The organism is Streptomyces fulvoviolaceus (genome assembly GCF_000718165.1).
In the GTDB taxonomy this organism is placed as follows: domain Bacteria; phylum Actinomycetota; class Actinomycetes; order Streptomycetales; family Streptomycetaceae; genus Streptomyces; species Streptomyces fulvoviolaceus.
The window spans coordinates 114545-134263 of record NZ_JOEY01000030.1 but is presented as its reverse complement, the minus strand read 5'-3'; the positions used below and the strand labels follow the sequence as shown (position 1 = coordinate 134263).

At 68.2% G+C, this 19719-nt stretch carries 16 protein-coding genes; 5 read left to right on the top strand and 11 right to left on the bottom strand.

The genetic code is table 11. The annotated features are described in order from the left end of the window. Positions 1 to 168, bottom strand: a 168-nt coding sequence (locus IG08_RS0130710; protein WP_030609665.1) for an SDR family NAD(P)-dependent oxidoreductase, incomplete at its 3' end; no start/stop codon positions are given. 474 nt (positions 169 to 642) lie between these two features. On the opposite strand from IG08_RS0130710, the gene IG08_RS0130705 reads away from it, so the two are divergent. Continuing rightward, the gene (locus tag IG08_RS0130705; protein ID WP_030609663.1) at positions 643 to 1509 is read left to right on the top strand and encodes a helix-turn-helix domain-containing protein; all 867 of its coding nucleotides are present in this window, start codon (positions 643 to 645) and stop codon (positions 1507 to 1509) included. Between the two features lie 97 nt (positions 1510 to 1606). Here the strand turns inward: IG08_RS0130705 and IG08_RS0130700 are convergent, their stop codons facing one another. The 4 genes from IG08_RS0130700 to IG08_RS0130685 form a co-directional block, all read right to left on the bottom strand. Then, a complete protein-coding gene (locus tag IG08_RS0130700) occupies positions 1607 to 2755 on the bottom strand; it encodes an XdhC family protein (protein WP_030609659.1) in 1149 nt (382 codons plus the stop codon). A 150-nt stretch (positions 2756 to 2905) separates the two neighbouring features. Continuing rightward, complete coding sequence (locus tag IG08_RS0130695; protein WP_030609656.1) at positions 2906 to 5101, bottom strand: xanthine dehydrogenase family protein molybdopterin-binding subunit; 2196 nt, start codon at positions 5099 to 5101, stop codon at positions 2906 to 2908. Then, entirely contained in the window at positions 5098 to 6078 is a 981-nt protein-coding gene (locus IG08_RS0130690; RefSeq protein ID WP_030609653.1) for an FAD binding domain-containing protein, read from the bottom strand. The genes IG08_RS0130695 and IG08_RS0130690 overlap by 4 nt, the downstream gene beginning before the upstream one ends. 12 nt (positions 6079 to 6090) lie before the next feature. Next, positions 6091 to 6738: a (2Fe-2S)-binding protein gene (locus IG08_RS0130685; protein ID WP_030609650.1), complete on the bottom strand. Its 648-nt coding sequence runs from the start codon at positions 6736 to 6738 to the stop codon at positions 6091 to 6093. 1139 nt (positions 6739 to 7877) lie between these two features. Between IG08_RS0130685 and IG08_RS0130680 the strand changes: the two genes are divergently transcribed. Beyond that, positions 7878 to 8693: a sulfite exporter TauE/SafE family protein gene (locus IG08_RS0130680; protein WP_030609646.1), complete on the top strand. Its 816-nt coding sequence runs from the start codon at positions 7878 to 7880 to the stop codon at positions 8691 to 8693. A gap of 88 nt (positions 8694 to 8781) precedes the next feature. On the opposite strand, the gene IG08_RS0130675 is transcribed toward IG08_RS0130680, so the two are convergent. After that, positions 8782 to 9000, bottom strand: a complete 219-nt coding sequence (locus tag IG08_RS0130675) for a hypothetical protein (RefSeq protein WP_043455600.1) — start codon at positions 8998 to 9000, stop codon at positions 8782 to 8784. Between the two features lie 808 nt (positions 9001 to 9808). On the opposite strand from IG08_RS0130675, the gene IG08_RS0130670 reads away from it, so the two are divergent. After that, positions 9809 to 11191, top strand: a complete 1383-nt coding sequence (locus IG08_RS0130670) for a metallophosphoesterase (protein ID WP_030609640.1) — start codon at positions 9809 to 9811, stop codon at positions 11189 to 11191. A 298-nt stretch (positions 11192 to 11489) separates the two neighbouring features. Next, a complete protein-coding gene (locus tag IG08_RS0130665; RefSeq protein ID WP_052424943.1) occupies positions 11490 to 13607 on the top strand; it encodes a SpoIIE family protein phosphatase in 2118 nt (705 codons plus the stop codon). A gap of 146 nt (positions 13608 to 13753) precedes the next feature. On the opposite strand, the gene IG08_RS56020 is transcribed toward IG08_RS0130665, so the two are convergent. Then, positions 13754 to 14338, bottom strand: a complete 585-nt coding sequence (locus IG08_RS56020) for a TetR/AcrR family transcriptional regulator (RefSeq protein ID WP_030609633.1) — start codon at positions 14336 to 14338, stop codon at positions 13754 to 13756. A 165-nt stretch (positions 14339 to 14503) separates the two neighbouring features. On the opposite strand from IG08_RS56020, the gene IG08_RS0130655 reads away from it, so the two are divergent. After that, positions 14504 to 15235, top strand: coding sequence for a glucose 1-dehydrogenase (locus IG08_RS0130655; protein WP_030609631.1), 732 nt, complete (start codon positions 14504 to 14506; stop codon positions 15233 to 15235). A 167-nt stretch (positions 15236 to 15402) separates the two neighbouring features. On the opposite strand, the gene IG08_RS0130650 is transcribed toward IG08_RS0130655, so the two are convergent. The 4 genes from IG08_RS0130650 to IG08_RS0130635 all read right to left on the bottom strand — a co-directional run bounded on the left by IG08_RS0130650 (position 15403) and on the right by IG08_RS0130635 (position 19424). Further along, a complete protein-coding gene (locus IG08_RS0130650) occupies positions 15403 to 16101 on the bottom strand; it encodes a TetR/AcrR family transcriptional regulator (RefSeq protein ID WP_234343012.1) in 699 nt (232 codons plus the stop codon). 283 nt (positions 16102 to 16384) lie between these two features. Continuing rightward, entirely contained in the window at positions 16385 to 17191 is an 807-nt protein-coding gene (locus IG08_RS0130645; protein WP_030609624.1) for a crotonase/enoyl-CoA hydratase family protein, read from the bottom strand. Between the two features lie 148 nt (positions 17192 to 17339). After that, positions 17340 to 18494 (bottom strand): acyl-CoA dehydrogenase family protein, encoded by a 1155-nt coding sequence (locus IG08_RS0130640; protein ID WP_030609620.1) that lies wholly within the window; start codon positions 18492 to 18494, stop codon positions 17340 to 17342. A 156-nt stretch (positions 18495 to 18650) separates the two neighbouring features. After that, positions 18651 to 19424 carry an enoyl-CoA hydratase gene (locus tag IG08_RS0130635; RefSeq protein WP_030609616.1) on the bottom strand — a complete coding sequence of 258 codons (774 nt, stop codon included), beginning with the start codon at positions 19422 to 19424 and terminating at the stop codon, positions 18651 to 18653. Positions 19425 to 19719: the final 295 nt, after the last annotated feature.

Here is a 19719-nt window from a genome sequence, read left to right as displayed (position 1 = left end):
GCCGCCGGCCTTCTCGATCTCGGCGGCGAGGTCGTCGAGACGGTCCTTGCGGCGGGCCACCAGCACGACGGAGGCCTTGTGCTCGGCGAGTCGACGGGCTGTGGCTGCGCCGATACCGCTGCTCGCTCCGGTGACCAGCGCTACGGTGCCGGTCAGTTTCGATGCCATGAGGGTTGTCCTTTCCGCTGGACGTACGGGTTGCATAGACCCGGCGGGATCATGACTCCGGAAAAGAGTTTCGGTTCGTACTTTTCTGTTCGATCGATCGACGGGCACAGAGGTAACAGTGCCGTCGACTCCTGAACACGACAATGGGAGAGATCTTTCCTGGTATAAAACCCTGCCCCCCACGAACTGGCTGTGCGTTTCCATCGCGTCGCGTCAGGCGTCTGCAGCCAGTGGCATTGAGAGATGCGTTTCATTCAGCGGCCGTATTTCTCGGTTTGTCACTGGCAGGGAGCTGATGCTTGATTCTGCAGATGACGTGGGCGCCCCGTTTCTGACTGGCTGCTCTTGCAGTGTCACACGCTCCGCAGGCCCCGGCGAAGAGGAAACGCCCTGCCAGGAACGGATGTTCCAGGTATAAATCTCTACCCCTCAGCGGAGCTGTGCCCAGGCAACTTACGCAGTACCGTGGCCCGCATGAGCAGGGACGCACACCTCAACGAGCTGGGTGAATTCCTCAAGGCGCGGCGCGCCGAGCTGAGCCCCCTTGCGATGGGTCTGCCTGAAAGCGGGGCCCTGCGGAGAGTCCCGGGCCTGCGCCGCGAGGAAGTGGCGCAGCTGGCCTCGATCAGTACCGTGTACTACACGCGCCTGGAACAGGGCCGTATCGAAGCCTCCACTCCGGTCCTGATCACTTTGGCCCGGGTACTGCGTCTGGATGAAGACCAGCACGACTATCTGCTCGAACTGGCGGGGAAGGAAAATGCGCGGCCGCGCCGACGTGCAGCGCAGGAGGTCCGGCCGTCGATGCGACGACTTCTCGACAATCTCACCGATACCCCTGCTCTCGTTCTCGGCCGGTGCATGGACATTCTCGCCTGGAATCCGCTCGCTGCCGCCTTGATGACGGATTTCTCCCAGATCCCGGAAGAGCAGCGCAATTCTGTGAGACTGGTTTTCACTGACCCGGCGATGCGAGATCTGTATGCGGACTGGGAAGATGTCGCCCGCACCAATGTGGCCTTCTTGCGCATGGAAGCCGCGCAGAATCCCGACGATCCCCGCCTGAACGCACTCGTCGACGAGCTCTCCGTACAGGATCGTCAGTTCCGGCAGTGGTGGGGTGCCCACCAGGTGGCTCATCACGCCATGGGCACCAAGGCCTTCCGGCATCCTGTGGCCGGTGACCTCACCCTCGACTGGGAAACCCTCGCCTGCCCCACCGATCCTGACCAGCAGCTCACCGTCCTGAGTGCGGAACCCGGCACGCCCTCCCACGAGAGACTGCGCTTCCTCGCCTCCTGGTCCGCCACCCACCAGCCGAGCGCCGAGACCGCCCGCTGACGCTGGGTACCATGCCGTCGCGAGCCGCCTCTGGTAGCCAACATCCACAGCACGCGGCTACTTGGGCCGTGTCCCGATCAGTCACGCCGGTCGTTCCTCACGCGGCTGTCCGTACGGCCGATGCGAGGGCGCCGGGGGTGGGGTGGTGGATGGGTCCGGTGCTGCGGGTCAGGGGTAGGCCGGTGCCGTGGTTGGCGTGGGCGATGATCTCGGCGGTGATGGAGAGGGCTGTTTCCTCGGGGGTGTGGGCGCCGAGGTCTAGGCCGATGGGGGAGCGTAGGTGCGCGAGCCGGTCCTCGTGTACGCCCGCCTCTCGCAATGCCTCCATGCGGTGGTCGTGGGTGCGGCGGGAGCCCATCGCACCGATGTAGCCGACCGGAAGGTCGAGGGCCAGCCGCAGGAGGGGAATGTCGAACTTGGCGTCGTGGGTGAGGACGCAGACGGCGGTCCGGGCGTCCACCTCGGTGTCCGCCAGATACCGGTGCGGCCAGTCGACGACGACCTCGTCGGCGTACGGGAAGCGGGCGGGAGTGGCGAAGGTGGGGCGGGCGTCGCAGACGGTGACCCGGTAACCGAGGAAGCTGCCGGCCTGGCTGAGTGAGGCGGCGAAGTCGGTGGCGCCGAAGATGAGCATGCGGGGGCGGGGCGCGTGGGTGTGGACGAGGACGGAGAGTCTCTCGGGGCAGGTGTTGGCGTCGCCGCCGACCTCGGTCCGGGCGGTGCGGCCGGCGCGCAGCAGTGCGCGGGCTTGTGTTGCTACCGCCCGGTCTTCGCGCTCGCTGCCCAATGTTCCGTTGTATGCGCTGCCGTCGCCGAGAAGGGTGAGGGTGCGGCCGAGGAGTGCTTCGGGGCCGTTCACGACCTGGGCCACAGCGACGGGGCGCCCCTGCACGATCGCGTCGAGGACATCGGTGAGATGTGACCGGTCCGCTGGATCGACGCGCTGGACGAGGACGTCGATTTCGCCGCCGCAGGTGAGGCCCACGGCGAAGGCGTCGTCGTCGGAGTAGCCGAAGCGGGCCCGTGCGGGGGTTGCGCCGTCCGTCAGTACTTGTTGGCACAGTTCGTAGACGGCTCCTTCGACGCAGCCGCCGGAGATGCTGCCGACCACTGTGCCGTCGGCGTCGACGGCGAGCGCGGTGCCGACTGGCAGGGGTGCGCTGCCGCTGACCTGGATGACGGTGGCGAGGGCGAAGGGGCGGGCCTCGCGGCACCAGTCGTAGAGCGTGTCCGCGATGTTCAGCATGGGCGGGTCTCCGGGTGGGGCGACGTGGGATGACGGCTTGGGGGCGGGCCGCCGCGGTGTCGCCCGGGGGAGAGCGACACCGCGGCGGCCCCGGAGGTCCGGCGGCTGGGCATGATCAGCCGCCGGACGGTCGAGTGAGCACCTGGGTGCTCAGAGCATGGCTTCAACGGTGATGGGCAGTTCGCGGACGCGGCGGCCGGTGGCGTTGAAGACCGCGTTGGCGATTGCGGGCGCCACGCCGATGTAGACGATCTCGCCGAGTCCCTTGACGCCGATGGGGTCGGCCTTCAGGTCCTCACCGCCGTCGAGGAAGATCCCCCGCAGGTCGGGGATGTCGGCGTTGACGGGGACGAGGTAGTTGGCGAGGTCGGCGTTGACGATGCGGCCGTCGCGGTGGTCGGTGGCGGTGTGTTCCAGCAGTGCCGCGCCGATGCCGCCGACCATGCCGCCCAGCGCCTGGCTGTCGGCGAGCTTGGGGCTGATGATGCGGCCGGCGTCGAAGACACCCAGCATTCGCCGCACCCGCACCAGGCCGAGGCGGGCGTCGACGGCGACCTCGGCGAAGATCGCGCCGTAGGTGTACATGGAGTGCCGGGACTCACTGGGGGTCCAGGACCCGAGGACTTCGAGGTGGGTGCGGTTGTTGCGGGCCAGGAGCTGCCGGTAGGTCTCCCCGCGCGCGGGGTCGTTGCTCCGGTGCAGGCGTCCGGCGCGGACCACGATGTCGTCGGCGTCGGCGCCGTACAGCGGCGAGTCCTTGTCCTCGACGGCCAGTTTGATCGCTTGCAGACGTACTTTGTCGCAGCCGTCCTGGACGGCGGAGCCGACGTTGATCATGGTCTGCGAGCCACCGTGGGGCGGTGCTGTCGGCATGGTGGAGTCGCCGAGCTGGAAGGTTACGTTCCGCATGGTCAGGCCGAGGGCGTCCGCCGCGACCTGGCTCTGGGAGGTGTAGGTGCCCGGTCCCATGTCGCTGGTCGCGGACTGGATCAGGGCGGTGCCGTCGGCGTTCAGCCTGACCCGGGCCTGGGCCCCGCTCCGCAGGACGTCGTAGGTGCCGACGGCCATGCCGGTGCCGATCAGCCAGTCGCCGTCGCGGGTGGAGCGCGGCCTGGGGTTGCGCCGGTGCCAGCCGAACTCGCGGGCGCCGACGGTGTAGCACTCGCGCAGCCGCCGGGTGGAGAACGGCAGTTGGTTGGACGGGTCCTCCTCCGGTTCGTTGCGCCGGCGCAGCTCGATGGGGTCGATGCCCAGTTCGTGGGCGAGTTCGTCCATCGCCGACTCGAGGGCGAAGGAGGCGGTGGCGAAACCGGGACCTCGCATCCACACCGGCGTGTTCACGTCCAGCGGCACCGTCCGGTAGTCCTGGCGGACGTGGGGCGCCTTGTAGACCATCTGCCCGGCGTGCAGGACGCCCTCGGTGAAGTTCTCGTACGACGAGGTCTCGGCCTTGAGGTGCTGCACCATGGCGCTCACCCGTCCGCGCCGGTCGCTGCCGAGGCGCACCCGGTACTCGTACGAGGGCCGGTAGCCCACCCCGAAGTACAGCTGCCTGCGGGACAGCACGAGCTTGACCGGGCGGCCCGTCTCGCGGGCGGCGAGGGCCGTGGTGGCGATGTGCGGCCAGGCGCGCATCGCGTTGCCGAACGAGCCGCCGACGAACGGCGCGATGATGCGCACCGAGTCGATCGGGATGCCGAACTGGGCGGCGACGTCCTTCTGTATACCGATGGGCCACTGGGTCTTGTCCCACAGGGTGAGCTTGTCGCCGTCCCAGCGGGCGATGGTGGCGTGCGGCTCCATCGCGTTGTGATGGGCGCGGGCCTGCTGGTAGGTCGCATCCACCTGTACGGCGGCGGATGCGAACGCCTTGTCCGCGTCGCCCCGCGCGTAGGTGACGGGCTCGCCGGCCGGCGCGGAGGCCATGTCGGTCGACGACTGCTCGGCGTCGTAGCGGACCTTCACCAGCTCCGCAGCGTGCTGGGCGACCTCCAGCGTGGTGGCGACCACGACGGCGACCGGCTGACCCCGGAAGAGAACCTTGTCGTCCTGGAAGACCCGCAGCTGTTTGTTGCCCGGCGGATCGTACGTCTCCGGATTGCCGCGATAGGCCAGTTTGGGCGAGTTGAGGTGACTGATCACCTTGATGACGCCGGGCTGGGCGAGGGCGGCACGGGTGTCGATACCGGTGATGCGTCCGCGGCCGATGGCGCTGTCGACGATGACGGCGTGGACGACGCCTTCGATGTCGTGCTCGGCGGCGTACGTCGCCTTCCCGGTCACCTTCAGCCGGCCGTCCACGCGGGACAACGGCGCTCCGACGGCCGATTGGGGCTGCGGGCTCACTTGGTACCTCCTACGATGCGCAGCTGGCGTTCCACGGTGCGCTGGAGCAACTCGACCTTGAAGCGGTTGTGGTCCAGCGGGCGGGCCCCGTCGGCCGCCTGCTTCGCGGCCTCGGCCCACAAGGACTGCGAGGGCCGCTCGCCCAAGAGGTGCTGCTCGACGCCGGGAAGCTTCCACGGCACGGTGCCCACGCCACCGGCGGCCACCTTCGCCTCCCGGATCACCCCGCCCCGTACGTGCAGCGCGACGGCCGCCGAGGTCAGGGCGAACTCGTACGACTGCCGGTCACGCACCTTCAGATAGCCCGACTTCAGCGGGCGGGGAAGGGCGGGGATCTCCACCGCGGTGATCAACTCACCCTGGCGGAGGGCCTGTTCGCGGTTCGGGGTGCTGCCGGGCCGCAGCAGGAAGTCGGCGAACGGAACAGTGCGTTCCCCATCCGGGCCCAGCAGGTGCACGCTGGCCTCCAGCGCCGCGAAGGCCACCGCGACATCGGAGGGGTGGGTGGCCACACAGGCGTCGGAGGTGCCCAGGATCGCGTGGGTGCGGTTGACGCCCTCCCGTGCCGCACAGCCCGAGCCCGGCTCACGCTTGTTGCAGGCGGCCGTCAGGTCACGGAAGTACGTGCAGCGGGTGCGCTGCATGATGTTGCCGCCGATGGTGGCCATGTTGCGCAGCTGGGCGGAGGCGCTGAGTTCCAGCGCCTGTGAGATCACGGGGTAGAGGGTGCGGACCTTGGGGTGGGCGGCGGCCTCGGCCATCCGCACCAGCGCGCCGATCCGCAGCCCGCCGCGCTCGGCGACCGTGACCTCGCGCAAGGGCAGGCCAGTGATGTCGACCAGCGTCTCGGGTCGTTCGACGGTCTCACGCATCAGGTCAACGAGGGTGGTGCCGCCGGCGATGTACCGCCCGCCGTGCCGCCCGGCGTTGAGTGCCTCGCGGGTGTCAGAGACCTTGGTGAAGGAGAAGGGATACATGGAGGGCGGTCCTCATTTCCCGCGTGCGGTCTGCTCGACCGCGCGCACGATCTTGACGTAGCAGCCGCAGCGGCAGATGTTGCCGCTCATCCACTCCCGGATCTCGTCCTTGGAGCCGGTGTGGCCCTCCTGGATGCAGCCGACGCCGGACATGATCTGGCCGGGCGTGCAGTAGCCGCACTGGAAGGCGTCCTGCTCGACGAACGCCGCCTGCAGCGGGTGCAGTTCGCCGTCCGCGCCACCCGGAGCGAGGCCTTCGATGGTGGTGACCTCGGCGCCCTCCAGGCGTACGGCCAGTGTCAGGCAAGAGTTGACCCGCTGCCCGTCGACCAGGACCGTGCAGGCTCCGCAGGCACCGGCGTTGCAGCCCTTCTTGGTGCCGGGCAGGTCCAGGCGCTCGCGCAGCAGGTCCAGCAGCGAGGTCCGGTTGTCGACCGTGACAGTGTGCCGCTTGCCGTTGACCGTCAGCCTGACACGGCTGCTCGGCGGCGCCTCGGCCGCGGCCGCCTCCTGGGCGCCGAGCAGCGGGCTTGCGATCAGGCCGCCGGCCACGACAGCACCGCCGACCACGGTGGTCGTCGCGATGAACGTGCGCCGGGACGGATCTGAGGAGGATTCGGTGGTGGGAGGAACGGCTGACTCGGTGAGTTCAGTGGACATGCGTACGCTTTCGGTCGGCGGAAGGTCAATTGCCTTGCTCGTCTGGGTGCCGGGAGGCAGTACCGCGTCGTCATCGCCGGGGTGAATCCGGCGGTGTTAGTCAGTCGTGATGAAGGACGCGGCGCAGAGTTTCGGGGAATTCACCCAGCTCGCCGCGGTGCGCGTGGCTGGTCATGCCCGTCAGTTTGCCATCACTTGGCAGAGGTGTGGGGGGTAGAGTTTTCTGCCTGGTTGCCTGACTCCCGGGATGGAATCCTGCACGTTCTGTGGACGGGAGCGACGGTTGAAATGTCGGAAATAAGGTCGCGGTGTGAACGGCTTGCGGGTATCCGTCGAACGGGCCGGATAGTTTTCTGACTTCTTTCGTATTCCGTGGGGTGCGTCGGGTTCAATCTCGCTTTTCGAGGGTTCGGTTGGCTTGTTGTTTCATTCGACTGGTCCCTTGGGAGTCCGTAGAGATTGTCAGTCGAGTCGGATCGCTGAACGTATGCATCAAGGCCGCGGGCTGGCGCGATCCGCCTGAAAGCTGCAGGAGTGTGGGAAGCCGACGGACCCGGGACGCCGCAGGTTCTGGGTGACCCGGCCGATGAGATGTGCGGAAGTCATCTCCCTGACGGTGAACTATGGAATCGGGGAGATGTAATCCCGCCAGAGTGGCTAACCGTGGCAGGCGGGAGCTGTTTGGATGGCCGTCACCGCTGAACTTGTGCCTCGGTCAGCGTATTTCTTGACCAACCACTCCGACATGGCATTCGCTGCCCAGAACCGCATCGAACCCGATCCCGGCGGTTTACGTCAACGGCACCACCAAGGTGGCGCCGACGGCCCCGTCCACCGCCACCACGTTGCGCGGCAAACGGCTGCACAGTACTGAGCCTTCGCCAACTTGAAGTTGCAGTTCAAAGGGCTGGTGTGACCGGTTCTCGGCGTGCTCACGCTGGTCGTGGGTGACTGCCTGAGGAGTAGATCGTCGGTCTGGCTCTACCCACGAGATTTCGACAGAACTGGGCGTCGGGGAGGGCTCGGGCCGCGATGCCGGTTCTCGGAGGTCCGGACGAATCCTGAGCGGGTACACCGTGTCTATCCCCGAAGGTGGGGCCGTGCCGTAGTAACAGGGGGGATCCGCGAGGATGTCCGTCATGACCATTGACCAGGGCCTCGCTCCCCTTCGCCCGGCGCGGTCTGCGTCCGTGGTGCTCGGTGTGGGGGTGGCCATCGGTGTTCTGGGCGGGATGATCGGTCTGGGCGGGGCCGAATTCCGCTTGCCGCTGTTGATCAGCCTCTTCGGGTTCGCCGCGATCTCGGCCGTCATTCTGAACAAGGCGATGAGCCTGGTCGTGGTCCTGGTCGCGCTGCCCGCCCGGCTGGCAGCGGTCCCGGCCGCTGAGGTGGCCGCACGTTGGCCGGTTGCGGTCAATCTGCTGGCCGGCAGCCTGATTGGGGCCTGGGCCGGGGCGGCTTGGGCGGTGCGCATGCGCAGCAGCACCCTCTACAAGGTACTGGCGGCGCTGATGGTGCTCATGGCTGCGGCCCTGGTGGTCACGCACATCACCGTCCTGAGCACACTCGCGCTGCCGCTGTGGGCGCAGGTGCCCTGCGGCGTCGTGGCCGGGTTCGGTATCGGGGTGGTCGCGGCGATCATGGGTGTGGCCGGAGGGGAACTGCTGATCCCGACGATCGTGCTGCTGTTCGGCCAGGACATCAAGATCGCCGGGAGTCTCTCCCTGCTGGTGTCACTGCCGACGATGCTGGTGGCCTTCGCCCGCTACAGCCGCGACGGCAGCTTCGCCGTCCTCGGCGCCAACCTCCGCTTCACCGTGGTGATGGCCGCTGGCTCGATCGCCGGCGCGGTCCTGGGTGGGCTGCTTCTCGGGGTGTTCCCGGACCTGGTGCTCATCCCCGTGCTGGCCATGATCCTGCTCGTTTCCGCGGTCAAACTCGCCCGTCACGACTGACCGTGCCGGGACGGCTCAAAGATCAATCCCGCCGGACCTTCAGCGGGTCCCTCCCGTTCCCGTGAAACGCGCCAACGGAACACCTCCGTCAGTGATTGACTTCGAGGTTCGTCAGAACCAGCAGGGCGCGCAGAAAGTGGGTGGCGCGGGCGAGATCGGTGCGGAGCTTGGTGAGGATCCGCCGGTTCTTGAGGTGGGCGAAGCGGTGTTCGATCGGTGCGCGTCCGGTGGCGAGGACGCGGGTGGTGTCATTCTGGCCCAGGGTGATCTTGTGGGCGCGGGTGGCTGTGAAGCCGGTGACGACCACGGGGTCGCGTACGTCGTTGTCCAGGCCGCGAAGCCGAGGTCCGTCGGCGTCCCGAGGCCGGCGGCGCGCAGGTGGGCCAGGACATGGTCGTGGCGGGCGGCGGTGACGTCGTGGGTTCGGCCGGGCCGGGCGGCGGCGCGCGGTGCGGGATCAGCATCACCGCTCGACCATCCACCTGCCGAGGCGCCGGCGCGGTTGAGGCGCGTTCGGTGGCGAGCTATTCGCTCACCCGTGCAAGGACCCTCTCGGCGACGGCGAGTTCGTCTCGCTCGGCCGCACCTCCGCCAACTCCTTGGCCAGCTGTTCTTCGAGTTCGTCCAGTTCCGCGCGCCGCGCGGTGATCCATTCTAGCAGTTTCGGGATCCATGCATCGGATCGTAGAAGGCCGCCCGGCCACAGCGAGCAAGAACCGGCAAGCTGAGCCCTGACGGTGATCTACTCCTCAGACAGTCGCCCACGACCAGCGTGAGCGCACCGAGAACCGGGCACACCAGCCCTTTGACCTGCGACTTCAAGTTGGCGAAGGCTCACTCACTGATCACGGCCTCGCGGAATCCCGTGCTGCGTAACTGCAGTGCGGAACATCAACCTTGGTGCGGTGTCGTGAACGGAGTACCCAGGTAGAAAACTCTCCCTCCCAGGTGGCGGGCGTTCGGTGTCAAGCTACTGACCGCGCTGCGTCCCGCTCATCCCTGGGTTCCGTGGACTGCCGGCACGCTGCGTCGTGGGTCACAGGACACGGTCGGTATCGGCCGTAGTGGGACTCTTCCGTCCCGACGAATGCTCCAAGGGAAGGCTCTGCTCGGCCGTGGTCATCATCTTCATGCTCGTCAGACTCGCCGTGCTGGTGGCGTTCGGAGCCCTCCACTGGTACGCGTGGCGTCGTCTCGTACGCGACACGACACGCCTGGGCTCTCTCCAGCGGCGTGCGGGAACCATCGTCTTCGTGGCCGGGCCTCTACTGACCGGCGGCGCCTTGGTGGCCGAGAACCCATGGGTCCCGTTCTGGCTTGAGCAGTTCCTGTCCTGGCCCGGATACCTGTGGATGGTCTTGTTCCTGTACCTGCTGCTCGCACTGCTGGCGGGCGAGGCCGTCCGGCCCCTACTGCGACGGTGGCTCGCGCGACGGGACGCCGGAACAGACAGGCAGGAGCGGGCACATCCGTCCGGGCGGCCCGTGAGCGGCCGGCCAGGGGAGCCCGGGGCGCCGCGGGGCGAGGAACTCGTCGCCGTCGGCCGGCCGCGATCCCTGACGGAGGAGCCCGGCGTCTCCGGCGGCGCACGGGACATGCCGGAGGCCGTCGCCGTGGACGAGCATCCGCGTGCTCCGGAACCCGGGCTCTCGTCAACCAGACCCACGGGCCCCTCCCGCCGCCTCTTCGTCTCCCGCGTCGTGGGCGGCGCTGCGGCGGCAGTCTCCGTCGGCACCGTCGGCTACGGGACCTACGGAGTGCTCCGTGGCCCCAAGGTGAAGCGCCTCACCATCCCCCTGGCCAGACTGCCCCGCAGCGCACACGGGTTCCGGATCGCCGTCGTCAGCGACATCCACCTTGGCCCGGTTCTGGGCCGTGGGTTCGCCCAGCGGGTCGTCGACACGATCAACGCGACGCAGCCCGACCTGATCGCCGTTGTGGGAGACCTTGTGGACGGCAGCGTCGAGGACCTCGGTCCGGCCGTCCAGCCGCTCGCCCAGCTCCGGGCGCGCCACGGGGCGTACTTCGTGACCGGCAATCACGAATACTTCTCCGGCTACGCCGAGCAGTGGGTCGAGAAGGTACGCGACTTGGGGCTGAACCCACTGGAGAACGCCCGCACGGAGCTGCCCGGCTTCGACCTGGCGGGCGTCAACGACATCCGCGGCGAGAGCGAGGGCCAGGGCCCCGACTTCACCAAGGCCCTTGGCGGCCGCGACCGCTCCCGCGCCGCGGTCCTACTGGCCCACCAGCCGATCGTCATCCACGACGCCGTGCGCCACGGCGTCGATCTGCAACTCTCCGGCCACACCCACGGCGGCCAGCTGTGGCCCGGCAACCTCATCGCCGAGCTGGCGAACCCGACGCTCGCCGGCCTCGAACGCTACGGAGACACCCAGCTTTACGTGAGTCGCGGTGCCGGAGCCTGGGGACCGCCGGTCCGCGTGGGCGCCCCGTCCGACATCACGGTGGTCGAACTGGCCTCGAAGCAGGCCTAGTGCACACGAACGTTGTCGCGTGTCCTTTCCTGGAACTGCGCGGAATCGACGACCAGCGTGGCGGCCATGGCTTTGGCATGCGCCTCTCCTGTTCGGCGTCGTGCCGGAGGTCGGCATGCTGGCAGCCCGATCCGTGCCATCTCGTCCCTGGGCTTCATCACGTACTACGTGTAGATCACCTACGTTCCCGACCTCTGTGGGCGAGGTCGCCCACTGGCTATATATAAGGGATGTATAGGACAATTGTTCCTATGGCTGTGGCCGCCTGGTGGGCAGTTCCGCTCAGGGCAGGAGTGACATGGACGCGTTCGCAGATCACCCTCGCGATCGGCCGTTCCTGGAGCGAGCCGATCGGCAGGTAGATGCAGCCCTGGGGCAGGCTCTGCTCGCCCAGGACCAGCTCTGGGTCACTATCCACGATCTCGACCTGCGGATTACGCAGACCAACTTCACGGCGTGGGCGCTTGATGCGCCGCCTGTGCCTCCAGACAGTGCGCTGCACTCAATCCTGGCCGAGCCGTCGGTCGGCCAGGTCGAGGAGCTGCTGCGGCGGGTCCTGGAGACAGGTGCGCCCGATTCTCTGCAGGGCCTGCACCTACGCTTGGCACATGCGCCCGGGCGGGTATGGGAGCTGTCCGTCTCGGCCTTCCGCCTGATCGATTCCCGAGGCCGCTCTGTGGGCGTCGCCGCACTGTACTCGGACGCTACGACGGGTCGTGAGGACCTGACCCACCGGGCGATGCGCCACGAGGCCTCGTTGCGCATCGGCCGCTCACTAGATGTGGTGCGCACAGCGCAGGACCTGGCGGACGTACTCGTCCCGACCATGGGTGACCTGGCGGCCGTGACTCTCGCGGAGGCAGTCCTCGACGGCAACGAGCCTGCCAGGGCGGTCGGCGGCGGTGAGCTGCATATGCGCCAGGTTGCGGTGGCGTCGGCGGACGGGCACTGGCCCGACCATCTGCTTCAGGCCGGGGCCCGGTGGCCGAGGCTCCCGGATTCACAGGCGCTGTGGGACGTCCAGCGCGGCGGCGTCGTCGCCGTCATCGGCCGGGAGCAGATGATCGCATTGTCAGGGCTGAGCGGCGATCCCGCGCTGATACGGCTCTTGGTGCCTCTCGACGTGCACGCCTGTCTGGTGGCGCCGCTGTCCGCGCGCGGGCTTCTCCTCGGAAGCGTCCTGGTCTGGCGCACCCGGTCTTCGTCGGCCTTCGAACAAGAGGACGCCGAAATGCTGCGGGAGATCGTCACCCGCGGCGCGCTTAGTGTCGACAACGCCCGTCGCTACGCGCGCGAGCACCGCACGGCCACTGTGCTGCAACAGCGCCTGCTCCCACGCGCGACGAGCGATGTCCCGGCGGTGGAGACAGCCGGGAGCTATGTGCCCGCCGGGGGCGGCGCCGAAGTGGGCGGCGACTGGTTCGACGTGATACCTCTGCCGTCGCTGCGTGTCGCGATGGTCGTGGGTGACGTCATCGGACATGGCCTGCACGCCACAGCGACCATGGGGCAGCTGCGCAGCGCGGTGCGGACGCTCGCCGACCTCGAACTGGCCCCCGACGAACTCCTCACCCATGCCGACGATCTTGTGCAGAAGCTCGCTGAAGAGGCTGCCGACGACCAGCGCGACACGATCGGCGCCACCTGTCTCTACGCGGTGTACGACCCGGTCAGTCAGCAGTGTGCCCTGGCCAGCGCCGGACATCCGCCACCCGTCCTGATTCGCCCCGACGGCTCATCGGAGACACTCGCGATCGCTCCGGGGCCGCCGCTCGGCGTCGGCGGCATGCCGTTCGAAATCACCCGCGTCCGGCTGGAGCCGGACAGCGTCCTCGCCCTGTACACCGACGGGCTGACCCGGCTCGACGGCGACGACCCAGAGGGTGCCACGGCTCGACTGGTGGACGCGCTCGCGACATTCTGCCGCAGCGAGTCGCCGAAGCCCTCTCTCGGGGATGTCGGTCGCACGTTGCTCGCTGAGGTCACCGAACCGGAGCCTCGGGACGACGCGACTCTGCTGCTCGCCCGCGTCCGGGCTGTGCGGCAGGACGCGACAGCGGTATGGGAGTTCCCCGCCGACCCTGCTGCGGTGGCCGATGCCCGGAAGGCGGTCACTCGACAGCTCTCCGCTTGGCAGCTGGACGACCTCGCCTTCGCCACGGAGCTCATCGTCAGCGAATTGGTCACCAACGCCGTCCGCTACGCAGGCGGGCCCATCTCCCTGCGTCTCATCCAGGACACGGACCTGGTCTGCGAAGTGTCCGACCCCAGCAACACACAGCCCCGGCTGCGCAGGGCCCGCACGACCGACGAAGGCGGCCGTGGGCTGTTCCTCGTCGCCCAGCTGGCCCGACGCTGGGGCAGCCGGTACGGCCAGTCGGGCAAGACGGTCTGGGCGGAGCAGACCATTCCGTAGAAGCACCTGCCCGCCGCCGCGCCTTGCTGGGTGGGCTCCCGCTTCGCCCCACGCTGTGTCCCGGGACTGAGTAGGCCTGCGTAGTTTTCGATCACATCACGCGGGCCCCTAGGACAGCTACTGCGGCTCAGCGCACCTCAGCACCGTCAGCCGCGAAAGGGTACTCGGCGGGGAGGGGTCTGAAACCACCACTCCGGGGTGGAATGCATGATGGCGACGGCGCCGGCCTCGATGTCGCGTGGTGGTGGTCGGCGCAGCCAGGCTCCGACGGCTCCGACGGCTCCCTGGGCGCTGAAGGCGACGTGGATGTCGGTGGCCAGGGCGAGTGCCGCGGGGTCGTCCGCGAGTTCCGCGTAGCCGGGGATGATCTCGGGGTGGCTTGTGACATGGGCTCGCAGGCCGACTTCGAAGTGCTGGCCCAGTACGTCGCCGATGACGGGGTCGAAGCGCGTGGTCTGGGCCTGTTCGTAGATCCGTGAGTGGCGGGCGACGTGCCGGAACAGGCCTCGCGCGCTCTCGCTGACGGCCGCGCGGATATCGGGCTCGACCGTCCCCTCGACCGTTTCGATGAAGGCGTTCGTGATCTCGTCGATCTCCTCTCCGAGGAAGAGGCACAACAGCTCCACCGGGGTCGGCGCGTGGTTGTAGACGGTGGTCCGGGTGACCCCGGCGCGCCGCGCCACGTCGGCCACCGACACCTCGCCGATCGGGCGCTCCGAGGCGAGCTCCATGATCGCTTCCCCCAGCCTGTCCCGGGTTCTTCGTGTGCGCGGATCCACAGGACCTCCTTCCTGGTCAGAGCCTAACCGGTCACATCTATTAAGCATGTGTCCAATAGTTGGGTTAGGGTTGGCGCGAGCCTCCGGAACAGCAGCAAGCACACAGGAGAAGCAGTCATGGCACGTCTGAATGGCAAGGTCGCCGTCATCACCGGCGGGGCACGCGGTATGGGAGCCACGCATGCTCGGCGCTTCGTCGAGGAGGGGGCATCCGTCGTGATCACGGATGTCATCAAGGACGAGGGCAGCGCACTCGCCGCCGAGCTGGGCGAGCACGCGCGCTTCCTCGCCCACGACGTCACCGACGCAGCCGGCTGGGACGAGGTCGTCGCGGCCGCGGAGGACACCTTCGGTCCCGTTGATGTGCTGGTCAACAATGCCGGGATTCAGAAGACTGGCCCCCTGTTGGACCTCTCCGAGGCCGACTACCGCAAGGTGATCGACGTCAACCAGGTCAGCGTCTTCCTCGGTATGCGGGCGGTCATACCCTCCATGCGGCGAGCCGGGGGTGGGTCGATCGTCAACATCTCCTCCCTCGCCGGCCTGATCGGCAGTCCCATGACCGTCGCGTACGCCGCCTCGAAGTTCGCCGTGCGCGGCATGACCAAGGCGGCTGCGGCCGAGTTCGGACCCGAGGGGATACGGGTCAACTCCGTACACCCGGGCTTCATCCGGACGCCGATGGTGGTGGATCTGCCGGACGACCACCCCGTGATCCAGAGCGCCCCCCTGGGCCGCATCGCGGACCCGAGCGAGGTCACCGCGCTGGTGCTCTACCTGGCCTCCGACGAGTCCAGCTTCTCCACCGGATCCGAGTTCGTCGTGGACGGCGGCTACAGCGCCGTGTGATCGCCCGAAGCGATCGGTGAAGGTCGGCGATCCCCCAGGGCTTTGGTGTGGCCGAGGCGTTGTGGAACTCGCCGACCTTCTCGCCGTCCAACGATGGAAGAACTGGGTATGAAAAGCCGCGTCGGTGAAGCGAGCCGTCGCGATTGCGGGGGATGAAGGAGGCGACGCTACGGCGTCGTGACCTTCTTCCCGTGCCGACGGAACGCCATGGAGTCCAGGGCGATCTGGATGTAGCGCCTGGCGACCTCGGCCTCGCTGAGTGGACCCTCCGGCCGGTACCAGACGGCGACGGCCTGGCACATCGACAGGATGGCCCGGACGGTCTCCACCGGATAGGGGGTGGTGAACACACCTTCCTCGATGCCGTCGAGGGCGGCACGGCGCAGCATCACGGCGAGTTCGTCCCGGTGTGAGAGGTAGCGCTCACGATTCTCGGGCTCCAGATTGCGGACCTCCGCGTCGAGGAACGCCAGCCGCCGTCGGTGGGTCATGTAGAGGGTGAAGCACTCCACGATGTTCGCCACCTGGTCCTCCGGCCGCTCGCCGGCTTCGTCGAGGGCGTGTTGGCAGCGGACCAGGATGTCGTGCATCGAACCCATGAGCAGCGTGACGAGCAGATCCTGCTTGCTGCCGTGGTGGTAGTACAGAGTGGGAAGGGTTACGCCGACCCGGTTCGCGATGGCCCGTACTGAGCCGCCGTGGTAGCCGTGAGCACCGAACTCCTCAAGGGCAGCTTCGAGGAAGGGCGAGAGGCTGAGCTCTTCGAAGTGGCGCCAGTCGGCTCCGGGATCCGGCTCGAAGCCGAGCGGAGTCTCCTCGCGTCGCATTCGATTCGGCTGCTTCGCCCGCGACGTCTGCCGTGCCACGTACCTCTCCCTTGTAGCTGTCCCCTGCACAGACCGTGCTGTACCCCCGCTGGGGAGGTTACAGGCAGCACCGGTAGCCCGTGGTCTGCGGCCGCATGACCAGGTGGGCCGTGCTGCCTCCTGGCCGGTACGTCGGACAATCGTGTGGGTGGCTCGGCACGCGCGGTACGACACGGGACGGCCGTGCGCTCGGAGTCCGCCTGGCAGCCCGATCTACCTCGCGTTGGATCGTCGGCCGCAGCGACACCGGCTATGTCGCCGACCGTGGATGCGTCGAGGGCGTTCAGCGGCCGAGCCAGCGTGGCGGGCGCTTTTCGAGGAAGGCCCGCGGACCTTCCAGCGCGTCCGCGCTGGCGTTGATCAACGCCCATTCGTGGTCGTTCTCGGCCCAGGCCATGGACTCCCAATCGGAACCGAGGTCAGGGGAGGCGTGGACGAGCCGCTTGACGGCGCCGAGCGCCATCGGTGCACCGACGGCGATCGCTTCGGCCAGTTCCAGGGCAGCCTCCACGGACTTGCCGGCAGGCGTCACCTTGTTGACAAGGCCCCACCGGGCCGCGGTCGCCGCGGTGATCGGCTCGCCGGTGAAGAGCATCTCCAGCGCTACGTTCCGGGGAATCACGCGCGGCAGCCGGATGGCCCCACCGGCTCCCGGGATGAGACCCCGACGCACTTCCGGAAGCCCGATCACCGCGTTCTCGTCGGCGACGGCTAGATCACACGCCAGGGCGATCTCGGCGCCACCGCCCAGCGCGAGGCCGTTGATTGCCGCTATCAGCGGTTTGTCCACCCAATGGCTCACCACACCGCCGAATCCCCACTCCTCGTTGCCAGGGGCCATGACCGGAAGACCTGCGGCGGCGGCCTTGAGGTCCATCCCGGCGCAAAACGCGCGGCCCGCTCCGGTCAGCACGGCAACCCGGAGTTCAGGGTCCGCTGCGAACTCATCCAGCGCGGCACCGACTGCGGAGGAGAGCTCCGCATTCACTGCATTGAGGGCTTTAGGGCGATTGAGAGTGATAACTGCGATAGGGCCGTTACGTTCCAGGACCGCTGCGGCGGCGTTCTCGGCGAACTGCTCTGTGGTCATCGCGCCTTCCAGATTCTGATGATTTCGGATTATTCGGTTTCACAGGCGTGCTTGGCGATCATTGCTCCGTGGCCGCCGAACTCCGCTTCACGCGGCGGCAGGGCTCGTGGCCGGCGGCAGAGAACCGCTCACAGCCGGCCGCTGCTGCTCAGCTCGGCCTGATCAGCGGTCGGCTGATGATCTCCTTCATGATCTCGGTGGTGCCGCCGTAGATGGACTGGACCCGGCCGTCGAGGAACGCCTGGGCAATCGGATACTCGGCCATGTAGCCGTAGCCACCGTGGAGTTGCAGGCCGCGGTCGGTGATCCGCTGCTGCAGTTCGGTCGCCCACCACTTCGCCTTGGCCGCGTCCTCCACGGTGAGCTGGTTCGCGTTCAGGGCGAGCATCGCCCGGTCGATGAAGGCCTGGCTGACATCCAACTCGGTCCGCATCTCGGCGAGGGCGAACGCGGTGTTCTGGAAGGTGGCGATCGGCCGACCGAAGGCCGTGCGCTCCCGTACGTACTCCAGGGTCCATCCGAACGCGGCCTCGGCGGCGGCCTGGGCGCTCATCGCGATGGCGAGGCGCTCGCGTGGCAGGCACCGCATCAGGTGGCGCAGCCCGCTACCTGGCTCGCCGAGCAGGTTGGCGGCGGGTACTCGGGCGTCGCGGAAGAACAGCTCGGCCGTGTCCTGGCCGTGCAGGCCGATCTTCTCCAGCTTGCGGCCACGGTCGAAGCCCGGGGTGTTCCGTTCCACCACGAACAGACTGATCCCCCGGGACCCCGCGGACGGCTCGGTGCGCGCCGCGACGATGACCAGGTCGGCCTGGATTCCGTTGGTGATGAAGGTCTTGGTTCCGTTGAGGAGCCAGTGGTCGCCCTCGCGCACGGCGGTCGTACGCATGCCCTGCAGGTCGCTTCCCGCGTCGGGCTCGGTCATGGCGATGGCGGAGATCAGCTCGCCGGCGGCGAGCCCCGGCAGCCAGCGCTGTTTCTGCTCCTCGTTGCCGAGTTCGAGGAAGTACGGCATGGCGATGTCCTCGGTGAGGCTGAAGCCCAACTGGACCGACGCTGCGCCGACAGCGGCCAGTTCCTCCATCACCACCGAGCGGAAACGGATGTCGCTCTCACCGCCGCCGCCGTACTCCTCGGGTACGCCCAGCCCGATGATCCCCTGGCGGGCCGCCACCTGCCACACCTGGCGGTCGACCAGCCGCTGTTCCTCCCATTTCTGACGGTGGGGCACGATTTCACGCTCGACGAATTTCCGGACGCTGGCGCGGAAGTCCTCGTGGTCCGGGGTGTACAGGCCGCGTTCCATGCGGGCCCTACCTTTCAGTAGTGGACGGGGTCTCACGGGAGGATGGGAACTCAAGGGGAACGCCGGGGCGACGGCGGGAGCGAACAGTTAGCCGCTCGTCCGCGGCCCCGTGAAGCCTCCACGCACTTGGCGCCAAGGCCCGGGCCGGCCCCGCGCTCACTTTCCCGCGAAGCGGGGGAGGCGCTTCTCACGGAAGGCGGCGACGCCTTCTGCGAAGTCTGAGGTGGTGAACAGATAGGACTGTCCCTCGCGTTCGACGGCGAGTGCGTGTTCCAACTGCGCCAGTGATGACGCGTTGAGGGCATGTTTCGTCCGGGCGTACGCCGCTGTGGGTCCTTCCGCGAGCTGCGTGGCCAACCGTTCGATCTCGGTCTCGAAGGTGTTGTCGGGCACGGCGTGGGTGATCAGGCCCCACTCGGCAGCGAGGGAGGCGGGGACGCGTTCGCCGAGCATGGTCATGCGGATGGCGCGGGCCCGGCCGATGGCCGCCGGTACGAGTGCGGTCGCGCCGCCGTCGGGCATGAGACCCACGCGGGTGAAGGCGAGCAGGAAGTAGGCCGATTTCTGGGCGACAACGAGGTCCGCGGCGAGGGCGAGGGAGCAGCCGACCCCCACCGCGGGGCCGTTGACCGCTGCCAGTACCGGCTTGGGTACCTGTCGCAGGGCCAGCGTGAGGCGGTTGGCCGCGTCGATGGTGCCGGTGCCGGGCACCTCCTCGGCCTCGTTGCCAGCGAGGTCGGCGCCGGCGCTGAACGCGCGTCCCGCGCCGCCGAGCACCACGACACGTACGCCGGAGTCCTCCCCGGCGGCCTCGACCGCTTCGGCGGTGAGCGTCAGCATCTCGGTGGTGAGGGCGTTCAGACGGTCGGGTCGGTTCAGGGTGATCCGCAGTACGGATTCGTCGTGCTCGACCAGGATCGGGGCAGTCATCGGTGTCCCCCAGTGGGTTGGCCGGTCCGGGAGGACCGGGGGTGGTGGGTGGCGGTCACCGCCGGTGGCTCCGTTGGCTCGGCTCCGCAGGTGGCTCGGCCGGTAGGCCGTCCGCGCTGACAGGCCGCCGAACCGAGGGGTACGGCTGCTTCCGGGAGCTCGCGAAGGGAGGAGCGCACAGGCCTACCGAGAGAGGGACCCACCGGCGTGCCAGGGGAAGGAGCCGCACCCCGGCGCGGCCGGTGCGCGACCGCCGCGGGGACGATCCGTTGCGCGAGCCGGTCTGCCCACTCCG